This window comes from Streptomyces clavifer, assembly GCF_036345975.1.
Taxonomy (GTDB): Bacteria; Actinomycetota; Actinomycetes; order Streptomycetales; family Streptomycetaceae; genus Streptomyces; species Streptomyces clavifer.
Genome location: NZ_CP107794.1, coordinates 49,994 through 72,913, shown reverse-complemented (window position 1 = coordinate 72,913; position 22,920 = coordinate 49,994). Strand labels below are relative to the sequence as shown.

The window sequence follows — 22,920 nt, the reverse complement described above, 5'->3', positions numbered from 1 at the left end:
CGGTCCCGAAGGAGACCGGTGTCGACAGCGGAGCTGGCTTACGTCCACCGCATCCCGACGGCGGACAGCTGCTCAACCCGTTCCGGTGTGAGGGCTGCCGCTCGCGTCCGCTGGTTCGCGACCCATGCGCCGAGCTTCAGCGGACGCTTCTCACCAGGCCCGGGGACGCTGATCGTCTCGATGTGCTTGCGGGGTACCTTCAGGTGGCCTTCTCGGTCGAAGAACTGGCGGGCTGCGGTCAGGTGCATGGCCCACTTGTCGGCCTGGCTGGTGCGTGGCTTCGGCGTCTCGGTTTCGTCGGCCGGTTCGATGCCGAGGACGTGTTCGCACAGCCATTGCTGGGCGCCGGTGAGTTTGTCCCAGCCTGTGCGCACGGTCTGCACCCAGCGGCCGAGGTCCTCGCCCTGGGCCATCACTTGTCCGGGCCGGGTGGGCAGGGTTGCGCCGGCTTCGAGGTGGAGTCGGACGAGGTGGAAGGCGCGCTGCCAGGTGACGGGCCAGGTCGGACACCAGGAGGCGTCGATCTCTTCCAGCTGCTCGCGGCGCTCCTCGGACAGGGCCCAGGTGCTGGTGGTGACGGGGAGGCCTTCGGCGCGGCGTCGTTCGATGTCGTCTGCCCGGCGGGCGGCGGCCCGGGCGTTCTTCAGGAAGATCCCGACGTTGGCCCCCTCATAGGTCGCGTCCGTCGGGGCGAGGAGGTGCCCGTTCTGTTCGGCCCAGGCCCGGGCCGCGGCGAGGCCCTCGTCCCAGGCAACATCGACGTGGGACCAGATCATGCCGAACTTCTCCAGCTGAACGACCCGGTCCTCGGTCATCGAGTCGCGGGCGTACTGCCTGCGAGCATCCGCGATCCACTGCCCCAACGGGAACCCTGCCAAGCTCGCGGGCCACCTACGCGCAGAACCTGTGGCGCCCTCGCGCCCGGCGGCGGCGCCGACGCCAGCGGCGTCCTGTTGGGCGGTGGGGGAGGGGGCGCGGTAGGTGAAGGGGACGCGTAGGTCGCCGTGTTCGCGGAGGTAGAGGGTGCAGGCTTCGATGCCGCGCCGCCAGTGTTCGTGCTCGGGGTCCAGGATCCGCAGGTTGATGAAGGCGGCCAGGGCGGCCGGGTCTCTGGGGGTGCTGAACTTCAGGAGCTCCCGTGCCGGAGCGCTCGGCCCGTCGCTTCGTCCTTCCTCCGTGTCGGCGGTGGCCTCGTCGCTGTCGGTGGTGGGGGGATGGTAGCGGCTGGGGGCTTGGGGTTCGGCGAGGTTTTCCACGATCCGGGCGTCGTGCGCGCGTAGGGCTTCGAGGAGTTTGGCCAGTGCACTGTAGGCCTTGCTGGTGAGCATGTTCTGCGCGGTCTCGCCGGGTCCGAGCAGGACCGGGACGACGAGGGAGGCGAGCTTGCCCTGGCCGGGCTGCATGCGCAGGGCGCGGCCCACGGCCTGGACGAGGTCGGGCATGGAACCGCGCACGTCGGCGAAGTACACCGAGTCGCAGTGGCGGGTGTCCACGCCCTCGCCGAGGACCTTCACCGAGCTGAGGTAGCTCTTCTCCACGACCGTGCCGTCGCTCGCGATACCGGTGGCGAACTCGTCCAGGACGCGGCGGCGGTGCAGCGGCTTGTGCTCACCGCACAGCCAGTCCGCCCAAATGTCCCTGGGGTAGAGCTCGGGTTCGCTCCGGTGCAGGCGGGTCGCGACGTCGGGCAGGCCGGCCGCGAACGCCTCAGCCTCCTTCACCTGATGGTGAAAGATCAGGGTGCGCTTGAAGCTCTCCTCCGCGGAGGCCTTCACCAAGGCGGTCTGCAGGGCGGCGAGCCGGGCCCCACGCACCTGGGCAGTGGTCCCTTTGACGCCCAGCAGGAGGGCAGCCTGATACTCGGTATCGGTGACGTCCACACACACCACCTGATACGGGGCACAGATACCCCGGTCCACCGCCTGCGACAAGGTCAGCGTGTACGCCCGCCCCCCGAACAGGCCCTCCGGATCGTCATCCATGCTGGCCACCAGCTCACCCGGCCGCCCCGGAGCATCCTCATCAAGCTGCCACAAACGGGGGGTCGCCGTCATGTACAGACGCCGAGCAGCAGGAATGCGCTGGTTGTCATGAACAACAGCCCAGGGCTTCCCGATCCGGCCCGACACCCGGTGCGCCTCATCCACCACAATCAGGTCCCACCCACCCAACCCGCCCTGATGGGCCCGCTCCAGCGTGCCCAAACCCAGGGAGGCGTAGGTCGCGAACACGGTCACCTTCTCCAGGCCCCGGCACCACTCCACCAGTTCCCCGACGTCAGTGGTGTTCGGGAAGGACGCCTCCTCACCACGCAGCGAAGACACACCGATCGCGGGGCCGGTACGGCCGCCGGTGCGCCACGCCTGCTCGGTCTGAGTCAGCAGGTCCAGAGACGGGACCAGGACCAGGACCCGGCCGGCCCGCAGCTCCTGCGCGCTGCGGGCCGCGACCAGCGACTTGCCCGAACCGGTCGCCATGATGACCTGGGTCCGCAACCCGCGTGCAGGGAGACGGACACCGGACGGCAGCTCCAGGGCGCGCAGGACAGCATCGACCGCCTCACGCTGATGAGGCCACAAGTCAAAATTCGCCATGAGGATCTTCCCCTCCTTCACGAGGGTCGTCACGGGCGGGCGGTCCGGCGCTTGATCTCCGAGTTCACGAACAGGGCCCACCGCGACACCCACTTCGTGTGGGCTTCGCCGGCGTCCGGAACCTCGACAAGGTCGGCGGGAAGGTCGGTCGTGACGGCGTCGTATTGAACGAAGTCAAAGAGGCAGCCCCACACCACCCGACGCTCGGAATTACAGACCACCGCGGCCACAACCCCACCGGAAGCCGCATCGCCCTTACGGACCGCTTCCCAGCCGGTACTGACCGCCTTGTCCCGGCTGCGCAGCAGCGCCACGCCCACACCGTGGGGGTCCTTGCGTCCGGTCAGAGTGTGCAGATACCAGCGAGTACCCACGGCCATCGGCCAGCGGTTCCTCGCGGCCTGCCTCGTGATCCTCGCGGCGGACCCCATCTCCGGATAACTAGCCCCCGCCCGGCCTGCCCGAACTGCGAGGTCCGCCATCACCTGCTCGGCAATCAGATCGCACTCCGCAGCGACCTCCAGATGCCGCAGGTGCAGGCGTCGAGCAGCGGGAGAGTCTGGCTGAAGGGCATTCAGGCCGTGCGGGTGATCATGCGGTGCGAGGCCCTCGCGCCGTTTTGCCTCAGCCCACAACAGGTTTTGCAAGGCTGTCGAGAAACTGGCGTGCCCGTTGTCCTCAGCGTCACCGAGCCCTACGTCATGGATCATGGTGACAATTTACACACCCAATCTCAAACCTGACAACAAAACTTTCGCAAGCTCTGAGAGGTCGGCAGAGAAGGAGGTCATCTGTTCCCAGAGGGCTGGTGCACCGTGGCTGGCCTACGCCGTCAACGCATCGTCGAATCGCGCGCACGCCCCTCATCGGAGAGTGCAAACCCGGCCTCGGTAATCGGAGGGTGCGCGGCCTCTCACACCGTGCGCGGCGTGCTCCGCGCCCCGTCGTCGAGCAGCCAGTCCTAGACGCCCGTCGAGGTCGCCGGGAAGGCAACGGTCCGGTCTCCCAAGAACTGCCCCCACCCGCAGGGCCTCCCGATAGCAGGAGGCCAGCAACACTGAGCGGTCCTCCGCGGGCGACCAGACAGGACCCACCGTATAAAGGACATGCTCCGCGTGCAGTCGCCGCCACAGCCTGCCCGGTTCACGGGCCCTTCTCATAGTGCGAGGCTCCCGGATCCCGGCAAGCAGCAAGGATCTCGGGTCAACCACGCCGGTGGATCACTCCGCCCACCCCACCGCCGCCCAGAAATGGGGAGCTGGCTGCATCGACCAGAACGTCTGCGTGCTGCTCAGCGGTGTCTCCGCGTATGAGCGTGATCGTCGGGGCGTTCACGGAGGAGCTGGAGCACATCGAAGAGAGCAGCAAGGCGGTGGACGCGGCCGCGATGTGGAAGGCCCTGGAGAAGATCGCGCCGAGGGTCCAGCTGTGGAGCGCAGCCGCCACGGTCGCGAGCCTGGTCCCGGAGGACGACGACTTGGCGGAGATCGCGATCCGCGAGGCGCTGGCCAACCGCTACAACACGGTGCGCCCGTTCCTGTCGCTGCTCGGCGACACCAAGATGCTCGGCGCGCCCCGGCTGGGGAGCGGGTCCTGGCCGCGGTCAAGGGCCTGCCCGCGCTCAGTCGGCGCCAGGTGACGAAGAAGCCGCTGCTGAAGCGGGAGGTCGACAACAAGGTCTTGCCGCCGTACTGGCGCAAGGCGGTGTACGTGAACAAGGACCTGCCGCAGGGCGCGGTAGACCGCGACGCCTACGTGGTGTGCGTGCTGGAGCAGCTTTACCGCGCGCTGGTCAGCTGCGCCATCTTTGCTTCCCGCATGGGCGCTGGCCAGGCGGCCTGTGGGCGACGTCGTTGTGACCGACGTCGTCCACAGGCCGGGGCCGTGCCCCTCCATCCTCGGATCCTCGGGGTTGCGAGTCACGCTGGGGTCAGCAGGTCTGCATGGCCCGTTCGCCGGAGGTAGTCGATCACCGCGTCTCGGCTCTTCTCCAGGCACACGATCCTGTTCTCGACGACGCGCAGCTCGTGAGCGAGTTCCCCTGCCAGGGTCTGGGTGCATGCGCCTGCTGCGTCCTGGGTCGAGGGAGCCTCGATGTCCAGCACGATCTTGATCATCCTCGTCGACAGACCAGCCTCGACGAGCGCCCGGACGTGACGTGCATGCTCGACCTGGTCCTCGGAGTAGTCGCGGTAACCGTTGGCCGACCGCGACGACTCGATGAGCCCCTGCTGCTCGTAGTAGCGGAGCATCCGAGCCGGGGCTCCTACCTCTTGGGCGGCCTCGCTGATCTTCATCACTCGCTCCTCCTCGTCAGCCGACGACTTGACCTTGACACTGATGTCAAAGTCTACGGTGATTCTCGAGACCCCAGCGACCAGAACACACTGGGGAAAGACGAACACGAGAGGGCCCTGCAGATGACAAACGACAGCTCGATCCCCGCCTCCCGGGACATCCTCATCATCGGAGCCGGGGAGCTCGGCATGCCCGTCATCCGCAACGTCGTCCGCCGAGCGAAGGACGTGGAGGGCTCTTCCGTCAGCGTGCTCCTGCGGGCCAGCGCCATCGCGTCCACGGCACCCGACAAGGAACGCGACGTCGCTGAGATCAAGAACCTGGGTGTGAAGATCGTCGAAGGGGACCTCGTGAAGAACACCGTCGACGAGCTCGCCTCCATCTTCGCCGACTACGACACGGTCATCGGGTGCACGGGCATCACCGCCGGCCTCGAGACCCCCATGAAGGTCGCCCAAGCCGCCCTCCAGGCGAGGGTCCCGCGGTACTTCCCGTGGCAGTTCGGCGTCGACTTCGACGTCACCGGCCGAGGAAGCCCGCAGGACATCTTCGACTCCCAGCTGGACGTCCGTGACCTGCTCCGGTCCCAGGACCAGACCGAGTGGGTCATCATCTCCACCGGCATGTTCATGAACTACCTCTTCGAGCCCGGCTCGGGCATGGTGGACTTGCCCGACGACACCGTCAACGCGCTGGGAAGTCTCGAGACGGCGGTCACCGTGACGACGCCCGAAGACATCGGCGTCCTCACCGCGGACATCCTCTTCGCCGAACCTCGCATCCGCGACGAAATCGTCTACCTCGCCGGTGACACCATCACCTACGACGAGCTGGCCGAGACGCTCGAGACCGTGCTGAAGCGTCCGTTCCGCCGTGAGGTGTGGACGGTTCCGTCGCTGCTCGACGAGCTGGCCGCCGACCCGGACAACATGACGCGGAAGTACCGGGCAGTCTTCGCACAGGGCCGCGGCATCGCGTGGGCCAAGGACGACACCTACAACGCACGCCACACGATCCCCGTGACCGACCTCCGCCAATGGATCGAGGAAAACCTCGCCGCCGGACGCATCCCCCAGCCCCCTGCGCGCGGGCGGCATCGGCCTGCCGTTCCTCACCGGCGACCTCCAAGGCAGCCATGACCTGGACGGCGTCGTCTTCGCCGTGCTCGCCGTGATGTCGGGCATGGAGTGCGAGTACATCCGCGACCGCTGGAGGGGCACAAGCCGGCTCGTCTGCGGGGGAGAGGGATCGGCGGCGCGAGCGTCACCGACGACGACATGCTCGGCATGGCACTGCACCTGCGGGACCAGAAACTGAGCCTGCGCGGCCGCGCTGAACCCCGGCTCGCCGTGCCGCTCGCGCTCCTGCGCTTGCCCACCCCCGCCGACCGCGGGCCCGGCCAGCCATGGCACCCTGCCCGCTCGCCCTCGCGCCGACACCTCGGCCGCCGACATCCGCATCGGGGACGCCCGCTGCTCGACGCTCACCCAGGTACTCCAGTCACAGCTCAACGCGCTGGCCAAGCACGGCAACCCGCGCGACAAGGTGTTCTCTGAGAAGATCAGCACCCGCGTCCGGGTGCGCCCCCAGTTCGAGGCCGCGCTCGCCCTCGGCCGCTACGCCGCCGAACTCACCGCGCTCGCCGATCACCTCAGCGCTCACGGCCTCATCCTGGAGATGCTCGCCGGACCCCTTCCCGGGATCTACGACCCCACCTAGCCCGGCAAGCTGCTGTTCGCGTTCTTCGCCGCGATGGCAGAGACCGAGCGGGAGAACATCCGGGTGTCGACCCCAGAAGGGCTCGACACCGCGGCCCGCAAGGGCAAGCACGGCGGCCGACCCCGTCACAATCATGGTGGTCTGCTGTTGTTCAGTCCCTGTCTTGGGTCCCTCTGCATAAAGCCAGGTCACAGGCATGTCGGTGAGCAGGGCAAGGGACTGGAGGGACTGAAGGGACTCAACTTTCCAGTTCCACAGATCACGTGCGTGCGTGTATGCGTACGCGTGAGACAAGCAGCCCTAGTCATGTGTAGCTCATAACTAGAACTTTCAGTCCCTTCAGTCCCTCGGAAGGAACCTATCGGGTGCTTGACCTGCAGGTTTAAATGAGGGACTGAAGAAGGGCCGAACAAGCCGACAAGCTTCAGTCCCCACTCCGAACCCACATGCCGGCACCGACACGCCCGGCGGGGAACGCTCGGCCCACATGACGCCGAGGAGGGGCCTACCTCCAACTCCCCAAGGGCTTAAGGGACCGAAGGGACTCAGAGTTGGAAACGGCTACACGTAACCTCGATGCCCTGCTGTAGGCTCTGGGCTCATTGGAAAACTGAGTCCCTTCGGTCCCTCATTTGGCAGCACTAACCGTTTGACCAGGTCTTTTAGTGTCAGGGACTGAAGGACTGTTGGCCCCCTGCAAGGACGATCAGCGTGCCGCGTCAGAGCCAGACCAGCGTTCCCCGCACCGCGGGACACGCCAGTCCCTACGATGTCGCGCGCTGGTGCGCGACAAACGGCTGGCCCGTCCACCCTCTCGCCGCAGGACGAAAAACCCCAGCAGCCAACTGCGCTTCCTGCCGGGAATCCACACACCGGCCCTACGAGTGCCCCTGCCACTCTGCAGGCAAGTGGTGCCACGGCTTCCACGCAGCCACGACCGACCCCCGACTCCTGGAGGCCTGGTGGGGAAAAAACCCAAGCCTCGGAGTCGGAGTCTCCTGCGGGCCGGCGCACCTCGTCGTCCTCGACATCGACGCTCACAGCGCTGAAGTCCCTGACCGCAACCGGCTCCTGCCTGGCATCCCCATTCACGACAGTGTCAACCTCGCTGGCCTGGCTTCAGGTTTTGACACCCTCGCTCTTCTTGCCGCGTTCCGGGGCAAGAAGAGCCCAGCAGACGACGACTCCACCCTTCGAGTCCGAACCCCCTCAGGGGGGCTCCACGTCTGGTACCAGGTCCCCAGCCATAGCCCCCAGTACAAGTCCTCCACGGGCTCCAGCCCCAAAGTCGCTCTCGCGTGGCAAGTAGACATCCGAGCCAGCGGCGGATACATCGTCACTCCAGCAACACGGACGGCCGCAGGCCTCTACCGCGCGCTCGGTACGACACGCATCCCAGCCCCGCTCCCCAGCTGGCTGGCTACCGAACTCCACCGCACAGGGCACCTCGTCAACAACGTCCCTAAACCCAACCCTCGCCCGTTCACCAGCAGAGCGACTCAGGCCAGACAACAAGGCCACGATCTCCTCGAGCCCCTCTTGGCCCAGGTCGAGGCCTGCTCCACCGCTTCCGAAGGAACAGCGTTCACGGAAAAGCTCAACCGTGCTGCCTACACAGCCGGCGGCCTGGTAGCCGCCGGCCACCTGGACCCCGGCCAAGCACACGATCTGCTCACTGCCGTCGCCGATGCTGCCCGCCCGCACCGCCATCGCCACAGCAGCGCCGTCATCTCCTCTGCCCTGTCCGCCGGCGCCAGCCGGCCGCTCCATCTCAAAGGACGCCCATGAGCAGCGCCGACAGCCCACGCTTCGACGCCACGGCAGCGGCTCAGCAAATGCTCGAGCTCGAAGTCCAGCCGCCCCCGCCCAGCCTGCCTGCCCAGCAGAACACCACGAGCATCACCGTCCACGAACCGGCCCTGCCCCAAGGCCTGCTTCCGGCGATGCTCACCGACCGCGGTAACGCCAAACTGTTCGCCATCATGTTCGGTGACCAGTTCCGGCACGTGGAGGGCCTGGGCTGGTACCACTGGGACCAGTACCGGTGGAAGCGCAGCGGCGGAGAGAAGGCCGCCGTCTGGGCGGCCGGAGACCTCGCTGAGCAGATGCCGGCCACCGACCCGACCGGTACTTTCAACGACCGGGAAATCAACGCCCACCGTCGCAGGTCCATGTCCACCCCCGGAATCAAGGCGCTGCTCACCCAGGCCAAAGCTTCCCCTGCACTGGCGCTGGACCCCGACGTCCTGGACGGTGACCCATACGCCCTGTGCACCCCGGCCGGTGTGGTCAACCTCTACAGCGGTGATCTTCACAAGCCAGATCCCGAAGCCGACATGCACTCCCGGGCGACCAGAGTGGCACCCGAGACAATGCCGACTCCCCGCTGGCACCGCTTTCTCCACGACACCTTCGGCGAGGACACCAAGGGCAAGGAAACCATCCACTTCTTGCACTTGCTGCTCGGCTACTCGATCACCGGCGACGTCGGTGCCCAGGTCCTGCCCTTCCTCTATGGCACCGGTGCCAACGGCAAATCCGTCCTTCTGGACGTGATGACACAGATCCTCGGCGACTATGCCCAGGCCGCCCCGCCCGGGTTCCTCATGGAGAAGGGCAAGTTCTCCGAGCACTCCACTGAACTCACCGAACTCCACGGACGCCGCATTGTCGTCTGCTCCGAACTCAAACCCAACGATAAGTTCGACGAAAGCAGGGTCAAGCTCCTGACCGGTGGTGACCGCATCATGGCCCGCCGCATGCGCCAGGACTACTTCAGCTTCAACCCCACCCACAAGCTCTGGCTGCTCGGCAACCACCGTCCCGAGGTCGGCACCGGCGGCCACGCCTTCTGGCGCCGCATCCGCCTCATCCCCTTCGAACGTGTCGTCCCCGCCGCCCGAAAGATCGACAACCTGGCCAAGGAACTCGTTCAGAGCGAAGGCCCCGGCATCCTCCAATGGCTCATCGAAGGAGCCAAGCTCTACCTCGCCACCCGCGACCCTCTCGCAGGCCCTGCCACCGTCCGCACCGCCACAGAGGCCTACGCCACCACAGAAGACCACATCGGCCGTTTTCTCGCTGAATGCTGCACCACCGACAGCCCAGACAAGAGCCCCGACCGCGCCACAGCAGACCTCCGCGTCGAGCAAGGCCTTCTCTACACCACCTACAGCAGTTGGTGCCAAGCCGGTGAAGGCATCCGCCCCGCGACCGCACGCGCTTTCGCTACCCGAGTCCGCCAGGAACTCTCCCTTGCCTCACCCGCTGACATGATGAAATCCAGCGGAAAGAAGTACTACCCAGGCCTCGGTCTCCTCGCAGACGAAGACCCACAGGCTGACCATGCATGACTCTCGCGCCCTACGCGTCCGCACCCCCGCCGCCTATCCTGAACACGGTGCCCCCACTTGGGAACGTGCGCTCCGCACAACGACCACCCCGCAAACGGGCAAAAACAATGAAAAGGGGATGCAGCCATGAGCTCGCTGCTGAACGAGAGCGACCTCCGCCACGAGAACGCAGTGGTCTGGCTGGAGAACCCTGACGAACTCGACTATGTCCGCCAAGCCCTCGACAAGACCCCCCGCCGCCGCGGCAAGCCCCGCTACGAACGCGACGGGCGCATGGTCGGCTACACCGAACTCGACGCCCACGCCGAAGCCGACCCCGACAGCGGCCTCCAGCTCCGACGCGTCTTCTTCCTCCTCCCGCACGACCGCGACTCCAACCCCGACGGCCCCTACCACGAAGGCGCACCTGGCGAAGCCGTCGACCCCCGCACCATCGAACCCCGCCGCGTCGGCGACAAAACACCACGTTCCCAAAGAGGCCCCGCCGCGATAGCAACCACCAGCAAGTAATAGCTATGCGGGCATAGCCACGCCAACCGACAAGGCCACAGAACCGCCATCATCCAGCAGGTGGTCCGGACGTGCGGAATCTTCTCAGGCCCTCCGCCGGGCAGGCCCCTGCTTCTATCCGGTTCGCCCCGGACAGGATCTGCGAGTTGAGAGTGAGCTTGTCGCTCAGCGGGTGCCCGTCACGTCCTGCGGACGAGGCTGCGACTACTGCGGGGATGACCCAAGCCGCCGGTCTCGGCGGGGAAGAACGTGGCCGGCACCCCGCGCGACACCCTGCACGTGCTGGACGTCCTCTACGACCGCGACGGCGGCCGCCGTCCGGAGATGATCGTCACCAACACCCCCTCGTACAGCGACATCGTCTTCGGCCTGCTCACGCTCGCCGGGTTCGCGTACGCACCGCAGCTGGCGGACCTGCCCAATCAGACGATGTGGCGCATCGACCGCACGGCCGACTACGGCGCCTTCCAGGACGGCCCGCAGCCGGGTCCAGTCGACCTCGCGCGGATCGAGCGGCACTGGGAGGACATCACGCGTGTCATCGGCTCCATCCACACCGGAGCCGTCCGCGCCTACGACGTGATCCGGATGCTCTCCCGCGACGGACGGGTCACCCCACTCGGGGACGCGATCGCGCACTACGGGCGGATCGCGAAGACCCTGTACATCCTGCGCCTGGCCGACGAGCCCGGCTACCGCCGCCGCTCGACGATCCAGGGCAGCACCATGCACTGAGAGCAGGAACCAGTCGCTGTAGCGGCACAGGTTCCCAGTCGCGGACCGGGAAGTGGAACTCGGAGGCCGTGCACTCCTCCAAGGAGTCTCCAATGGGCCGGGTCTGCGTCAACGCCGCCCTCGAACCGGCCCAGCGTGCGCGTCAGATGCACCTCGGTGTCGAACCTCGCCCAGCTGAAGTCCGAGAACAGCCACTCCTCGGCGTCCCCGGCCCGGATATGGTCGTCGGCTACCGCGAGGGCATGGAGGACCAGCTCGGCGTCCTCGGCCTGGGCACCGGGCCAAGGCGTGCGCGTGCTGGTCGAGCCTCAGCCCCCCGCGGCCTCGTCGGCCGGCCGTGTCGCGCCGAACTCGGCGGCGGCGAGGACAGAGTCCAGTCGGGCTCGCGTGGCGGCAAGGTCCCGCATGTGATCGTCGAGGCGGTCCCGCTCCGCGCGAAGCCGGGCGATCATCTCCGGGCCGGCGATACCGGTGTGCACGCACGGCAGGAACTCCACGATCGTCCGGCTGCTCAGCCCGGCAGCGTAGAGGAGCTGGATCCACCGCACTCGCTCGACCGTGTCCGGGGTGTAGAGGCGCTGCCCGCCCGTGCTGCGGCTCGACGCGATGAGCTGCTGCTGCTCGTAGTAGCGCAGCGCCCGCGTGCTCACTCCCGCGGCCGATGCCACCTCGCCGATTCGCATCCCGTCGCTCCCTCTGCTCCGCATGCCGCTGGGTCCCGGTTGCTGTGGGACCGTCCCGGGGTTCGTCATCCGACTTGCCTTTCACGTTAACGTCAACTTTTACACTCCGGTAGCCGGCCATCAGTACCGGCGGAACCGACCATGACGGAGTAGGACCCCATGAGCACTGACGACACGACACCCGACGGCCTCATCCCCGCCGCCATTCTCGCCTCGGACACGCCAGTCGCGGTATATGGATACGCCCGGGCCAAGGCGGGCGAGGAGGGCCGCATGCTGGGCGAGATCCAGGCGATCATCCGGCTCACCCTCAAGGAGGACGGATGCGAGCAGTACGTCGTGCACACCACGCCGGACCAGCCGGGCGCCTTCGCCTTCTACGAGCGCTGGTCCTCCGGCGCCCACCTGCTGGCGCACGTTTCGCAGCCGTTCATGCAGACGTACTTCGCCGCCATCGCGGGCCTGGTCGAGGGGGAACTGGAGGCCAACTGGCTGCACCCCCTCTCCTGACCCACGGCACACGGCTGGCCCCGCGTCTCGCGAGGCCAGCCGCAACCGGATCGCCGTCCGCGATGGCGCGGCATGCGGGCAGAGGTACGACTGCTGGTCGGTCCACGCTGCGGGCCGCCTGTCGGCAAAGAATGGCACCCTCAAATGATCAACGCACCACCCACCGATGATCATGTGAACGTGGAGGCACAGGTGCGTGACTACGGGTTCTCGCCGGCGCAGCAGGACGAGATACGGAGACGCTGGCGCGACGGGCAGTCGTTCAGCCTGATCGGGCAGACGCTCGGGGCACCGATGCAGCACGCTCGTCGCTTCCTGTACCAGAGCGGCGGCGTCTGCCTCGTCCCGCAAGCGCGGTCAGAGCGGCATTTGAGTGGCCGCAAGAGGGAGAAGATCTCTCGCGGCACGCGGCGGGAGAATCGGCCCGGCAGCTAGCCAAGCGGCTGGGCCAGTCCCCTTCGACCGTCTCCCCCGAGATCGCCCGCAACCGCGGCCGAGCGAGACCGTTACCGAGTCGCTACCGCTGATGCAGCTGCCTACGGACGCGGGCTTCGGCCCAGCAGGCCAAGCTCGCCCAGCGGCCCGCTCTGCGCGTAGTTGTGCCTTTGCGAAGGCCGTAGACGGCGGCCCCGAGGGTGAGGACCGCAGTGCCGGAGATGACGATGGTCAACGGTAGGGCGAAGGCGAGGGCCGCGCAGCCGGTCATACCGCGAACGGGGACGAGCCGGTGCGGAAGGCGCTCTGCCGGGTGAGCTCAGCGCGTCGATTGGGATCCGGCCCGGCCACTGGAAGACGAGCCGTGCGCTGGGCTTGTCGAGCACATCGCCGGGCGGCAGTTGGTTGTCGGGCGTTGCGGCCGGGTGGACGGTCATCGGCGGATAGCCGCTCTCGCGCACCTCGCGGTCCCAGACGCGTACGCACTGGGCGAAGCGCTCCGCCACCTCTTCGGCTTCTGGGCCGTAGGCGTGGATGAAGAACTCCGTGATGCGGTCGGCCGGCTCCGGGGCGTCCTTGACCTTCCGGTAGGTCAGGTAGGCGAGTGAGCCGTTCGTCAGGATCGCGGCCGCGTCCTGCTGCTCCACGAGCGTGGATTCCTCCGGTGCGGTCAGGCGGCAGAACCCGGGGAGGGTGGTCGCGGCATAGACCTGCAAGGTCTCGAAGTTGAAGATTCCCCGGACGACGAGGCCGGTGGGGCCGGACCATGCGGCGGACAGGTCTTCGAGGACCTGCGCGGTCTTCGCGTCCCGCTCGTAGCGCCGGCGGGTCGCCTCGGCAGCGGCGAGCGCCTCCTGCGCCGACCGCACGGTGTCCTGGCTGACGGTGGGCAGCGCCATGCGCAGTTCGGCGGTGGCGTCGGCGGGCGAAAGCCCGGGGTTGCGGACCTTCTTGATCCGCCGGGCGATCCGCTTGAGCGTGCCCGGTCCGCAGCCGAAGACCCGCTGGGCGAGGTCGGCGACATAAGTGTCGGCGGACGCGAAGACCGCACCGCCCTGCGCCGCTACCCACGCACAGAAGTCGTCCCGCTTCATGGTGGACAGGTCCTGGCCGTCGTGGCCGGGGACGACCGGCAGCCGGAAGGGCACCGTCTCGACGCTGTTGCTGCTCGCCGCGTACTCCATGCGCAGCCCGTAGTGCTGCTCTCCGGCGTCCGCGTCCCCGCTGGCCGGATCCTCGGGCGTGCCGAAGCTGAGCCACAAGCACCCGAAACGCCGTTTTCCGGTACTGCCGCCCTTCATCAGCGACACCAAACTCGTCGCCCGCCCCGAGGCGGAACTCAGGTGCATGTGCACCGGGTTGAGGAGGAAGGGGCACAGCCCTTCCAGCAGAGTCGTCTTCCCGGTGCCGTTGGGGCCGCGTGCCAGCCACCGCCCCGACGGGCAGGGCAGCACCTCACGCGTGTAGTACCAGACGTTGTCCACGCCGGCGCCGATCAGATGCCAGCGCCGCAACCACCGCTCGATCTCGGCCACCGCGCTCACCGCTTCACACCCTTCGCAACATCACCGCACTGGGCGGGGACCGGGGCTTGTTCGGACAGGACCGTCCACCGTGCCGCAGCGGGCGACAGCCACCACCACTCCTCGAACCCGCCCGTCACGCGTAGCAGATCCGCCTCGGGCTCCAGCACCCCGCGCACATCCTCGGCCAGGCGTGGCCGATCTCCGCGCAGATCCTTGTTCCACCAGGCATGTCGCTTCGCCAACTCGCCCAGCCGGCCCACAACCCGGCTCTTCGGCATACCGCACCAGCCGGGCCCGGGCGCCCGCCGGCGGGGCCTCGGTTCCAGGGCGGGGTCCTTGTGGCTGCCGCCGCGTTCGGTCCACTGCCGCCCGGGGTGGGGCTGGAGGTTGAGCGGCCCGAACTCGTCGATGCAGAGGACGACTTCGGCTCGCCTTCCTCGTGTATGACCTTGATCGCGTAGAGGTGTTCGACCTGGGCCTTCTTGGCCGCGTAGTCGTGTGAGGTCTTCCAGGTCTTTATGCATTGAAATCAGCCGCCTTCCTCGCGGAGCGGGGCCCGAAGGCCCTCGTGGCTGATGTCGTCGAACGCCCCCCGCTGCTACCAGGAAGTCGGCCAGCTTGGCTGGACTCCAGGTCGAGAACGGCAAGCCGTGCTCGGCTGGCTTGGACTTGGCGATCTTCTTGATCTCCCGGCCGGTCCCGGCGAACAGGGTCTGGTCCATGGAAGATTCAACAGAGGTGAGACGAGTCCGGCGGACACGGTGGGAAGCACATTCCGCTCGGCCCGGACCAGGTCGCGGTGAGCATCCGCCAACGCCGCGCGGGTGCGTCGAGGAGATCGCCGTCGCGCCCGCCGGCCGGGAGAGGGTGACGCTCGCCGCGGGCGTGGAGGTGCTGCCGTTGATCACCCATGGCTGGCAGATATATTTCGTAGCTCGATATATCCTCGATGCATGCGCAGACAGAATCCTCCCTTGACGGAACCGCAGTACTTCATCCTTGCTGCACTCATGGATGGTCCGTTGCACGGTTACGGCATCATCAAGGCTGCCGAGCAGGCCACCGACGGGCGGCTCCGGATCGCTGTCGGCACTCTCTACGGCGCGCTGGAGCGGATGGAGCGGGCCGGGCTGGTGGCCGCCGGGCATGAGGAGATCGTGGACGGGCGGGCGCGGCGCTACTACCGGCTCACCGAGGACGGCACCGAGGCGCTCGGCCGGGAGGCGCTGCGGATGCAGCAGGCGGCGGCCGTCGTCATCGGACACTCGCGGGATGCCGGAGCGGCCCCGGCATGAACCGTCTGCTGCTTGCGGCCTATCCCGAGCCCTACCGTTCCCGGCAGGGAGAGGAGGTGCTGGCCTGCCTGTCCGAGGCGTACCCCGGCCGCTTCTGGCCCCCGCCGCGGGAAGTTGCCGCCCTGGTGCGCGCCGGGGTGCAGGCCCGCGCCCGTGCCGTCGTCGACGACACGGCCCGGCCCTGGTGGCTGGACGGCATCCATCTGGCCGCCCTGGCCCTCGCCGCGCTAGCGCTGGTTCCGTACTTGCAGGATGTGTGGCACTGGGCACTGCACATCGACCCCGGACAGCACGCCATCGCCTTCCACTTCTCCGGCTGGTACCCGTGGGCCGAAGGTCCCACACGGATACGGCTGCTGCCCTACGGGCTGCTCCCGCTGGGCTGCCTGATCGCCCTGCTGCGCGGCAGAGCGTGGATCGCGCTGCCGGCCGCGGCAGCCATGATCTGGGCCGGCGCCACGTCCCACGGCCGCATCCTCTTCGGCGACGAGGGCAAGGCGGGCCTGAGCTACTACGGTCTTGGCGCCCCGATAACGGCCCGTGACCTGGTGCTCTCGGGGACGCTGTGCGCCGCGTGCGCCGTGCTGGCGCTCTGTCGTCCCAGCCGTCTGCGACGCCGCTCGTACCGCTGGCTGGTCCCTGTCGTGCTCGCCACGTTCGTGGCAGGGGGCCTGCACATCATCTCTGTCAGTCCGACCTTCCAGCGCGGTCTGTTCGCCCTCGAAATCGCCGCGCTGATCGCCGCGTGGGCGGCGACGGCCGCCACCGGCGACCGCCGGTGGCTGATCCCCGTCGCGGCGGTCGCGATCGTCCGCACGCAGGCGATCGTCGTCCGTCCGGACGCGTTCATGCAGTCCTTTCCGGACCTGGTCGTCCTCATCCTGCTGATCGCACCCCTCCCCGCCCTGGCGATCGCCGCCCAGCTCCGACAGGGGCAGGCACTCGCCGAATAGGAGCGGACCCCACGGTGGGCCGACCGAGCCCGGAGGCCCACGTCGTGCCGCAACACGTGCGTGACCGAACTCCCCCCAACGGAAGAAACAGAGCGATGACTCAGCACGATTCTCCGTCCCTGCCCGCGCACCGTCCGGGGGCCTCAAGGCAGGCCCCCGACGACACCAGCCCGTCGTGTACGACGCGGCCGTGGATGCCGGCCCTGCTGTACACCCTGGGGTTCCTGACGGTCTACCTGCTCGCCATCTGCACCCCGTGGGGACAACGAGCTGAGAACCCTTGGTTCTACCTCGGCATACAGGGTGGCGAAGCAGCATGGATCTACCCCCTGTCAGGATCGGTCTACGGCTCGACGCCCCTGCCGCCGCTGGAACTGAGCGCCAAGCCCACCGTGATGGCGGGCCTGGCCGTCATCGTCCTCCTCACCCTGGTACGACGGTGCTGGCGGCAGGGGTTCGCGGCGCTGGGGGTCGCCATTCTCGCGATCGGAGCCAAGGAGGTGTTCAAATCGACCGTGCCCCGCCCCGATCTGGTGGGCGCGCCCGAGAATCTCCTTGATCAGGGTTTTCCCAGCGGGCACACGGTCATCCCCGCCGCGCTGACCCTCGCCGCCGTCCTCGTGGTTTCCCCCCGCATCCGCCCCTACGTCGCCACGGCCGGTGTGCTGTGGCTCGCCTGCATCGCCGCCGCCACCGCGACCATGGGCGGCCACCGGCCCAGCGAAGTGCTGGGAGCCACCTTGCTCGCCTGTGCCTGTTACGGCCTCGCAACCTGGCTGCTGCCGCCGGCCGCCGCCCCAGGCGCCACGCGGAGCCCTCGTGCGCTGCATGTCATCGCCCTGGCGCTGGCACTGATCGTCGCCCTCGTTTCCGGCGCACGGCCCGACACCCTCACAAGGTCACTGGTCTCCGCGGCGACGGCCTTCATATGTGCGGCCCTGGTCTGGTACGCCGCAGTCGGGCGGCCCGCACACACCGCACGCCGCACACGTCCCGCACTGGACTGACCACCCGCCGGCTCCGGGCGGGAACCGGTTGCATCCTGGCAGAGCGGCGGTCCGACGCCACCGCCCAGTCGTAGAAGCCGTCGACGCCTGAGCGGGGACGCGCTCCCGCCCGGCGTGTCCTCCCGTAGTCCGGTCAACAGGCCGGTGTCGCCCGGCGCGGCAACCGGACGGCCAGAATGATCACGTGGCTGAACGAGTGCAGGTCAGGGAGATCGACGATGACGAGGGCCGGCGGCTGCTGCGGATTATCCGCAGGGGCACCGGGTCGGTGGTGACCTGGCGGCGGGCCCAGATGGTTCTGCTGTCCGCGCAGGGGATCCCCCTGGCGAAGATCGCCGAAGTGTCGTTCACCAGCGACGACCGGGTCCGCGATGTGATCCACAACTTCAACACCGACGACTTCGACTCGCTCTACCCGAAATACAAGGGCGGCCGGCAGCCAGGCACCAGGTCGCCGCCACCTGACCAACGGCGTGCCCTTCCAATCCTTGGTGACGGCTCGGGCGGCTGCAGGTGGCGGGGCTTCGAAACGTTCCTGCGGTGAATGCCCTGGTCCGTGCGAGTGACCAGGAGCTGTTGAGCACGTGCTGGGTGCTGGGCGACCGGTAGAACGCCGGAGTGATGATCAAGAACCTCGTGCGCGGTTTCGGCGCGCTCTCTCTCGCCCTCGTTCCCCTCCTTGCTCCCGTACCGGCCCAGGCCGCGCATGCTGCCCCTGGGCTGCGGGCTGCGGAAGTGACCACGCTCGCTGATGCCATCGGTCTGGTCCAAGTCGATGCCGAGGACCGCACCGGCTACGTCCGCACGGCGTTCCGCCACTGGAATTCCGGCGACCTGGCAGATGGCTGCAACACCCGCAACGAGGTGCTGCTCGCGGAAGCGATCGTCGCGCCGACTGTGGGGGCCGGGTGCAAGTTGACCGGTGGCACGTGGCTCTCGTACTACGACGGTCAGGAGGTCGCCGACCCCGGCGCCTTGGACATCGACCACATGGTTCCCCTCGCGGAAGCCTGGGACTCCGGTGCCTCCGCGTGGACGGCAGCCCGCCGTGAGGCGTACGCCAACGACCAGGGCGCGGCGGCATCGCTCGTCGCGGTGACCGCCCGTTCGAACAGGCAGAAGTCGGATCAGGATCCGGGTCAGTGGCTGCCGCCGTCACCGGACGCACAGTGCCGGTACGCGGGGGAGTGGGTGGCGACGAAGCTGCGCTGGCAGCTGACCGCGGACGCCACCGAGCACGAGGCACTGAAGGTGTTCGCCGAAGGCCCCTGCGAGGACACCGTCGTCGCCTACACGCCTGCGCCCTAGCGTTACGTGTTGTGGTGCCTGTGTAGCCGGGGAGCTTGCGGCGGCGGCCGGGCCAGGATGTCCTGGAAGGCGCCGTGGTGGGGCGCCAGTGGGTCCTGGGGGCGCGGGGGCAGGGGGTAGTCGTCGCGTAGCACGCCCTCTGGGAGCACCACGGTCGCGCGTATTGGTGAGGTCTCGCCTGGGTGGGCAAGGTACGCCCAGACCCCGCTGTCCAGCGGCACTACGGCCCCTCGTCGCAGGGCGGACGCCAGGGCATGCCCGCGAGGGGGTGGCGGGGTACAAGGAGAACGTCGGGACAGGGTTGGGACAGTTACATCCGAGGGCCGGCTAGATCCATGGACCTGGCCCCGGGCCCGGCGGAAAGGTAGCAGCCGGCGGCGTGGCCGAGCAGCTCGGCCACGGGGCCGACGGGGAGGGTCACCGGGCGGTCCTGGGTGACCGCGATGAGGTGGGCGAGCGCGACGCCGACTGCCGCTTCCCAGCGGCGGCTCCACCTTCCGTCAGGTTCGAGGGTGGGATGCGGTGCTCGGGGCGCTCCAGATCGTCCCAGTCGGGAGTCGGGAGTCGGGAGGGCTGGGAACTCTGTGGGGCGGCGCTACGAGCGCGTCGGGTTCCAGCCACAACGTCTGCCAACCGTGATACCCCAGGGGGGTATAAGGTTGTCCTGTGAGTCCGCTGGGAGCGGGTCACACTGGACGGGATTGGGGTTGACGGTCATGGACCACGGCGCACACCACACCGGTACCGCACGCGATCACGCCGCGCACCAGTCCCACGGCGGCGGCCACGGGCTCGCGAGCGCGTCCTGGGGGACGGCCGTAAAGGCGACGCTGCACTGCCTGACCGGCTGCGCCATCGGCGAGATCCTCGGCATGATCATTGGCACTGCCCTCCTGTGGGGCAACATTGAGACCATGATCCTGGCGATCGCCCTGGCGTTCGTCTTCGGCTACTCCTTCACTCTCTTCGCGGTCCGGAGGGCCGGCCTGGACTGGAAGAGCGCGGTCAAGGTCGCGCTGGCCGCGGACACCGTCTCGATCGCGGTGATGGAACTCGTGGACAACGGCATCATCGCCCTGGTCCCCGGGGCGATGGACGCCCACCTGTCGGACGCGCTGTTCTGGACGGCGCTGCTGGGCGGCTTCGCCGTGGCTTTCGTGATCACGACACCGGTCAACAAGTGGATGATCGGCCGCGGCAAGGGCCACGCCGTCGTCCACGCCTACCACTGACCCATCGCTCGCCACCGCGCCCGGCCGCACCCTTAACGGTGCGGCCGGGCGCGTTCGCGTAGAGGGGCGTTAGCTGGAGGTGTGCCTGAGATTTTGCAGGCGACCGACCCGGATCCGCCGACCCCAGGCTTTGAGGAGGCACGCTGATGTCCAGCACCGTCAAGGACATGCTCGCCACCTACCCGGCCGACCTCGGCGACATCGACCAGACCAAACTCACCCGCTGCATCGAGGAGTGCATCGCCTGCGCACAGGCATGCACAGCGTGCGCGGACGCCTGCCTGTCCGAAGGCATGGTCGGCGACCTGGCCAAGTGCATCCGCACCGACATGGACTGCGCCGACATCTGCACCGCGACGGCCGCGGTGCTTTCGCGGCACACCGGCTACGACGCCAACATCACCGCCGCGATCCTGAAAGCGTGCGCCATGGTCTGCCAGGCGTGCGCCGACGAATGCGGGCAGCACGCGGACATGCACGAGCACTGCCGCGTCTGCGCCGAAGCCTGCCGCTCCTGCGAGCAGGCATGCAACGAACTCCTCGGCGCCCTCGCCTGACAAAGACGGGTAACGCGGGGCCAGCGGTCCGGCCCGCCCCGTCATGGCCTGCTCAGGGGTTCCAGAAGACGGTGGTGAACACGCGCTCGAAGCGTCGGGCCGCGAGGTCCTCGCACTGGATCACCCAGTGGACGGTCGCGCCTTCCCTCCCCTCCACGTCCCCGGCATACCAGTCGGCGAGGAGCACCCAGTCGACCACGTCGTCCGAGACGGGGCCGTCCCAGTGGCCGGCGTCCACCGCCTGCGCCGCGACGGATGCCGCGACGTCGACCGGGTCGAACTCAACAGCCTCCTCATCCGCGTATCCTCCGATCTGCATCTGCGCCGAGGGAGCGATGAGGGCCCTGGTGTCCTCCCAGATCTCGACGAGTTCGGAGCAGTAGGGATGCCCGGGAAGGTATACGGCTTCCTCCTCGCCGGGGGGAATGACGAACTGGTGGTGGGGGAGCGACACGTCGGGCCGCGCCCGGAGCGGCCCTTCCGGATAGCTCGCGAACACCCTGTCGTACTCGGCGATGTTCTTCGGGTTCCAGGCGTGCGGATCCCGTCGCGTGACGGCCGCGTCGGCTGGCACGTGGATCACGGTGCCCATGGAAGTGCGGTCCCCGATCTCGGGCCGGGCGAAGAGCAGCAACCGGCCGTCGGGAGGGAAGGGGAGGTCCGTCGCGCCGGCCGGCAGTGCGGCGAGGTCGATCGAGGCCACGAAGGGGTGTCCGGGGTCCGGGGTGTCGGCAGGAAGCAGCAGGGGGCCGCCGAACCGTCCCACCACCGGTCCCGTGTCGTCGTCGGACAGTGTCAGGGTGGCACAGGGACGGGCTGTGGCAAGCCACCGCTCCACATCGTCGGCCGGTACGCCGTGGGCCTCGGCTTCTTCACGGAAGGGACGGAACCGGTCCCGTATCGCAGACGTCATGGACGCACCGTATCGAACGAAGCGGAGGGCGGCTTTGGCGTATCTCCCGTGCGGCGAACACCCGTTGGCGGTCGACGACAGGGCGCCACGAGCAGACCCCCGAAGACACCCCCGGCGGTCGGACGGTGCCGTTCGCCCGTCCGACGTCACGGGCAGCACCGTCAGCCGAATGGCAGGACTACCAGCGGAACCTGACGCAAGGCGCTCAGGGTGAGTGGGAGGTCGGCCAGAGCGCAGACGGCACGCATGGCGATGGAGCTGTCGGCCTCGCCCGGCTCGATGCCTTCCTCCTCCACGGTGCCGGCGGCCGCCGACCCGGTCAACGCCGGCGACCCGCTCAGCTACACCGCCACTGTCGGCAACAACGGCCCTGACACCGCCACGGGCACCACTGCCACGATCACCCTCTCCGGCACCGCCCGCACCATCACCTCCGCCAGCGCCTCCCAGGGCTCCTGCGCCGTCACCGCGCCGACCATCACGTGCACCCTGGGCACGGTCGCCGACGGCGCGTCGGCCACCATCACCGTGAACGTCACCCCGACCGCGGCCGGCACCCTGACCGCCACCACCACCGCCAACGCCACCGAGACCGACCCGGTCCCCGGCAACAACACCGCGGCCCAGTCCACCACCATCGCCACCCCGCCGACCGCGGACATCGACATCGACGTCACCGCACAACCGCACCTCGGCATCCTCGTCCCCTACCTCACCTACACCCTCACCGCCCGCAACACCGGCCCCGACGCGGTCACCTCCGCGACCGTGAAGGCGACACTCCCGCCGGGCGCCTCAGCCACCAACCTCTCCACCGGATGCACCACAGCCGCATCCACCGTGACCTGCACCTACGGAGCCGTCGCCAACGGAGCGAGCGTGAACAAAACCTTCCGCGTCCCGCTCGGCCTCCTGAGCCTGGGTCCGGTCACCGTCACCGGCCAGCGCACCGCTTCCGCCCCGACCGACACCAACCCCGCCAACAACACAGCCGCAACCACCTGCAACGTGCTGTCCATCGTCCTGGTCACCTGCCCCTGACCCCCACCAAAGGGCCCGCCCCTCGGGCGAACGGCGTCCCGCTGCGCCCGGCCGGCTTCCGAGCCGCCGGGCGTGGCGGTGTACGGGTGCCGACCGGTCCGAACGACCAGGAAGGGCCCCTGGGCAACGACAGCATCGACGCCCAGGACGGCGGTGACACCGCCAACGGCGGCTTCGGCACCGACACCTGCACCGGCGACACCCTGGCCAGCTGCTGATCCCTGCATGCGCGCGTGCGGGCGTCGCCGTCG

At 68.4% G+C, this 22,920-nt stretch carries 18 protein-coding genes and 7 pseudogenes; 18 read left to right on the top strand and 7 right to left on the bottom strand.

Translation table 11 applies throughout. The features are described 5' to 3' along the window. Window positions 1–38 precede the first annotated feature (38 nt). The 3 genes and pseudogenes from OG927_RS33905 to OG927_RS33895 form a co-directional block, all read right to left on the bottom strand. Window positions 39–2,594, bottom strand: a complete 2,556-nt coding sequence (locus tag OG927_RS33905; RefSeq protein ID WP_330321423.1) for a DEAD/DEAH box helicase — start codon at window positions 2,592–2,594, stop codon at window positions 39–41. A gap of 29 nt (window positions 2,595–2,623) precedes the next feature. Beyond that, complete coding sequence (locus tag OG927_RS33900; RefSeq protein ID WP_330321422.1) at window positions 2,624–3,304, bottom strand: hypothetical protein; 681 nt, start codon at window positions 3,302–3,304, stop codon at window positions 2,624–2,626. Between the two features lie 254 nt (window positions 3,305–3,558). Further along, window positions 3,559–3,947: pseudogene (locus tag OG927_RS33895) on the bottom strand (macro domain-containing protein); the annotation flags it as partial. Between OG927_RS33895 and OG927_RS36105 the strand changes: the two are divergent. Continuing rightward, window positions 3,931–4,409, top strand: a pseudogene (locus tag OG927_RS36105) (Tn3 family transposase); the annotation flags it as partial. The pseudogenes OG927_RS33895 and OG927_RS36105 sit on opposite strands and share 17 nt — an antisense overlap. 104 nt (window positions 4,410–4,513) lie before the next feature. Here the strand turns inward: OG927_RS36105 and OG927_RS33885 are convergent. Beyond that, on the bottom strand, window positions 4,514–4,891 hold the full coding sequence (locus tag OG927_RS33885) for a MerR family transcriptional regulator (RefSeq protein ID WP_330321421.1): 378 nt from the start codon (window positions 4,889–4,891) through the stop codon (window positions 4,514–4,516). 123 nt (window positions 4,892–5,014) lie between these two features. Here OG927_RS33885 and OG927_RS33880 point away from each other — a divergent pair, with 123 nt between their 5' ends. From OG927_RS33880 to OG927_RS33855, 6 genes and pseudogenes are all read left to right on the top strand, one after another. Next, window positions 5,015–6,031 carry an aromatic alcohol reductase gene (locus OG927_RS33880; protein ID WP_330321420.1) on the top strand — a complete coding sequence of 339 codons (1,017 nt, stop codon included), beginning with the start codon at window positions 5,015–5,017 and terminating at the stop codon, window positions 6,029–6,031. A 225-nt stretch (window positions 6,032–6,256) separates the two neighbouring features. After that, window positions 6,257–6,734: pseudogene (locus OG927_RS33875) on the top strand (recombinase family protein); the annotation flags it as partial. Window positions 6,735–7,322: 588 nt separating this feature from the next. Continuing rightward, window positions 7,323–8,399, top strand: a complete 1,077-nt coding sequence (locus OG927_RS33870) for a bifunctional DNA primase/polymerase (RefSeq protein ID WP_330321419.1) — start codon at window positions 7,323–7,325, stop codon at window positions 8,397–8,399. Further along, window positions 8,396–9,964, top strand: a complete 1,569-nt coding sequence (locus OG927_RS33865; protein WP_056792961.1) for a DNA primase family protein — start codon at window positions 8,396–8,398, stop codon at window positions 9,962–9,964. Before OG927_RS33870 ends, OG927_RS33865 begins: the two co-directional genes overlap by 4 nt. Window positions 9,965–10,090: 126 nt before the next feature. After that, window positions 10,091–10,474, top strand: a complete 384-nt coding sequence (locus tag OG927_RS33860; RefSeq protein ID WP_056792960.1) for a DUF6009 family protein — start codon at window positions 10,091–10,093, stop codon at window positions 10,472–10,474. Window positions 10,475–10,695: 221 nt separating this feature from the next. Further along, window positions 10,696–11,197, top strand: a pseudogene (locus tag OG927_RS33855) (Tn3 family transposase); the annotation flags it as partial. Between the two features lie 320 nt (window positions 11,198–11,517). Here OG927_RS33855 and OG927_RS33850 read toward each other — a convergent pair. After that, a complete protein-coding gene (locus OG927_RS33850; RefSeq protein ID WP_056792956.1) occupies window positions 11,518–11,892 on the bottom strand; it encodes a MerR family transcriptional regulator in 375 nt (124 codons plus the stop codon). 159 nt (window positions 11,893–12,051) lie between these two features. Here OG927_RS33850 and OG927_RS33845 point away from each other — a divergent pair, with 159 nt between their 5' ends. Both OG927_RS33845 and OG927_RS36205 read left to right on the top strand, forming a co-directional pair. Next, the gene (locus OG927_RS33845; protein ID WP_056792955.1) at window positions 12,052–12,402 is read left to right on the top strand and encodes a putative quinol monooxygenase; all 351 of its coding nucleotides are present in this window, start codon (window positions 12,052–12,054) and stop codon (window positions 12,400–12,402) included. A 192-nt stretch (window positions 12,403–12,594) separates the two neighbouring features. Beyond that, a pseudogene (locus tag OG927_RS36205) lies at window positions 12,595–13,004 on the top strand (helix-turn-helix domain-containing protein); the annotation flags it as partial. Between the two features lie 1,658 nt (window positions 13,005–14,662). On the opposite strand, the pseudogene OG927_RS33830 reads toward OG927_RS36205, so the two are convergent. Then, a pseudogene (locus OG927_RS33830) lies at window positions 14,663–15,085 on the bottom strand (IS630 family transposase); the annotation flags it as partial. 231 nt (window positions 15,086–15,316) lie between these two features. Between OG927_RS33830 and OG927_RS33825 the strand changes: the two are divergent. The 7 genes and pseudogenes from OG927_RS33825 (at window position 15,317) to OG927_RS33795 (ending at window position 20,715) form a co-directional block, all read left to right on the top strand. Next, window positions 15,317–15,658, top strand: coding sequence for a PadR family transcriptional regulator (locus OG927_RS33825; RefSeq protein ID WP_031089935.1), 342 nt, complete (start codon window positions 15,317–15,319; stop codon window positions 15,656–15,658). Further along, complete coding sequence (locus tag OG927_RS33820) at window positions 15,655–16,611, top strand: hypothetical protein (protein WP_330321415.1); 957 nt, start codon at window positions 15,655–15,657, stop codon at window positions 16,609–16,611. Before OG927_RS33825 ends, OG927_RS33820 begins: the two co-directional genes overlap by 4 nt. Window positions 16,612–16,706: 95 nt before the next feature. Continuing rightward, a complete protein-coding gene (locus OG927_RS33815) occupies window positions 16,707–17,618 on the top strand; it encodes a phosphatase PAP2 family protein (protein WP_330321414.1) in 912 nt (303 codons plus the stop codon). 184 nt (window positions 17,619–17,802) lie between these two features. Continuing rightward, window positions 17,803–18,054, top strand: a pseudogene (locus OG927_RS33810) (helix-turn-helix domain-containing protein); the annotation flags it as partial. Window positions 18,055–18,239: 185 nt separating this feature from the next. Next, window positions 18,240–18,926 carry an HNH endonuclease family protein gene (locus OG927_RS33805; RefSeq protein WP_330321413.1) on the top strand — a complete coding sequence of 229 codons (687 nt, stop codon included), beginning with the start codon at window positions 18,240–18,242 and terminating at the stop codon, window positions 18,924–18,926. Window positions 18,927–19,642: 716 nt separating this feature from the next. Continuing rightward, on the top strand, window positions 19,643–20,158 hold the full coding sequence (locus OG927_RS33800; protein WP_330321412.1) for a DUF4396 domain-containing protein: 516 nt from the start codon (window positions 19,643–19,645) through the stop codon (window positions 20,156–20,158). Between the two features lie 146 nt (window positions 20,159–20,304). Next, a complete protein-coding gene (locus tag OG927_RS33795) occupies window positions 20,305–20,715 on the top strand; it encodes a four-helix bundle copper-binding protein (RefSeq protein ID WP_056792951.1) in 411 nt (136 codons plus the stop codon). 52 nt (window positions 20,716–20,767) lie between these two features. On the opposite strand, the gene OG927_RS33790 is transcribed toward OG927_RS33795, so the two are convergent. Then, on the bottom strand, window positions 20,768–21,628 hold the full coding sequence (locus tag OG927_RS33790) for a YwqG family protein (RefSeq protein WP_330321411.1): 861 nt from the start codon (window positions 21,626–21,628) through the stop codon (window positions 20,768–20,770). A 210-nt stretch (window positions 21,629–21,838) separates the two neighbouring features. Here OG927_RS33790 and OG927_RS33785 point away from each other — a divergent pair, with 210 nt between their 5' ends. Continuing rightward, window positions 21,839–22,669, top strand: coding sequence for a hypothetical protein (locus OG927_RS33785; RefSeq protein WP_330321410.1), 831 nt, complete (start codon window positions 21,839–21,841; stop codon window positions 22,667–22,669). An 86-nt stretch (window positions 22,670–22,755) separates the two neighbouring features. Next, the gene (locus tag OG927_RS33780) at window positions 22,756–22,887 is read left to right on the top strand and encodes a hypothetical protein (protein ID WP_330321409.1); all 132 of its coding nucleotides are present in this window, start codon (window positions 22,756–22,758) and stop codon (window positions 22,885–22,887) included. Window positions 22,888–22,920: the final 33 nt, after the last annotated feature.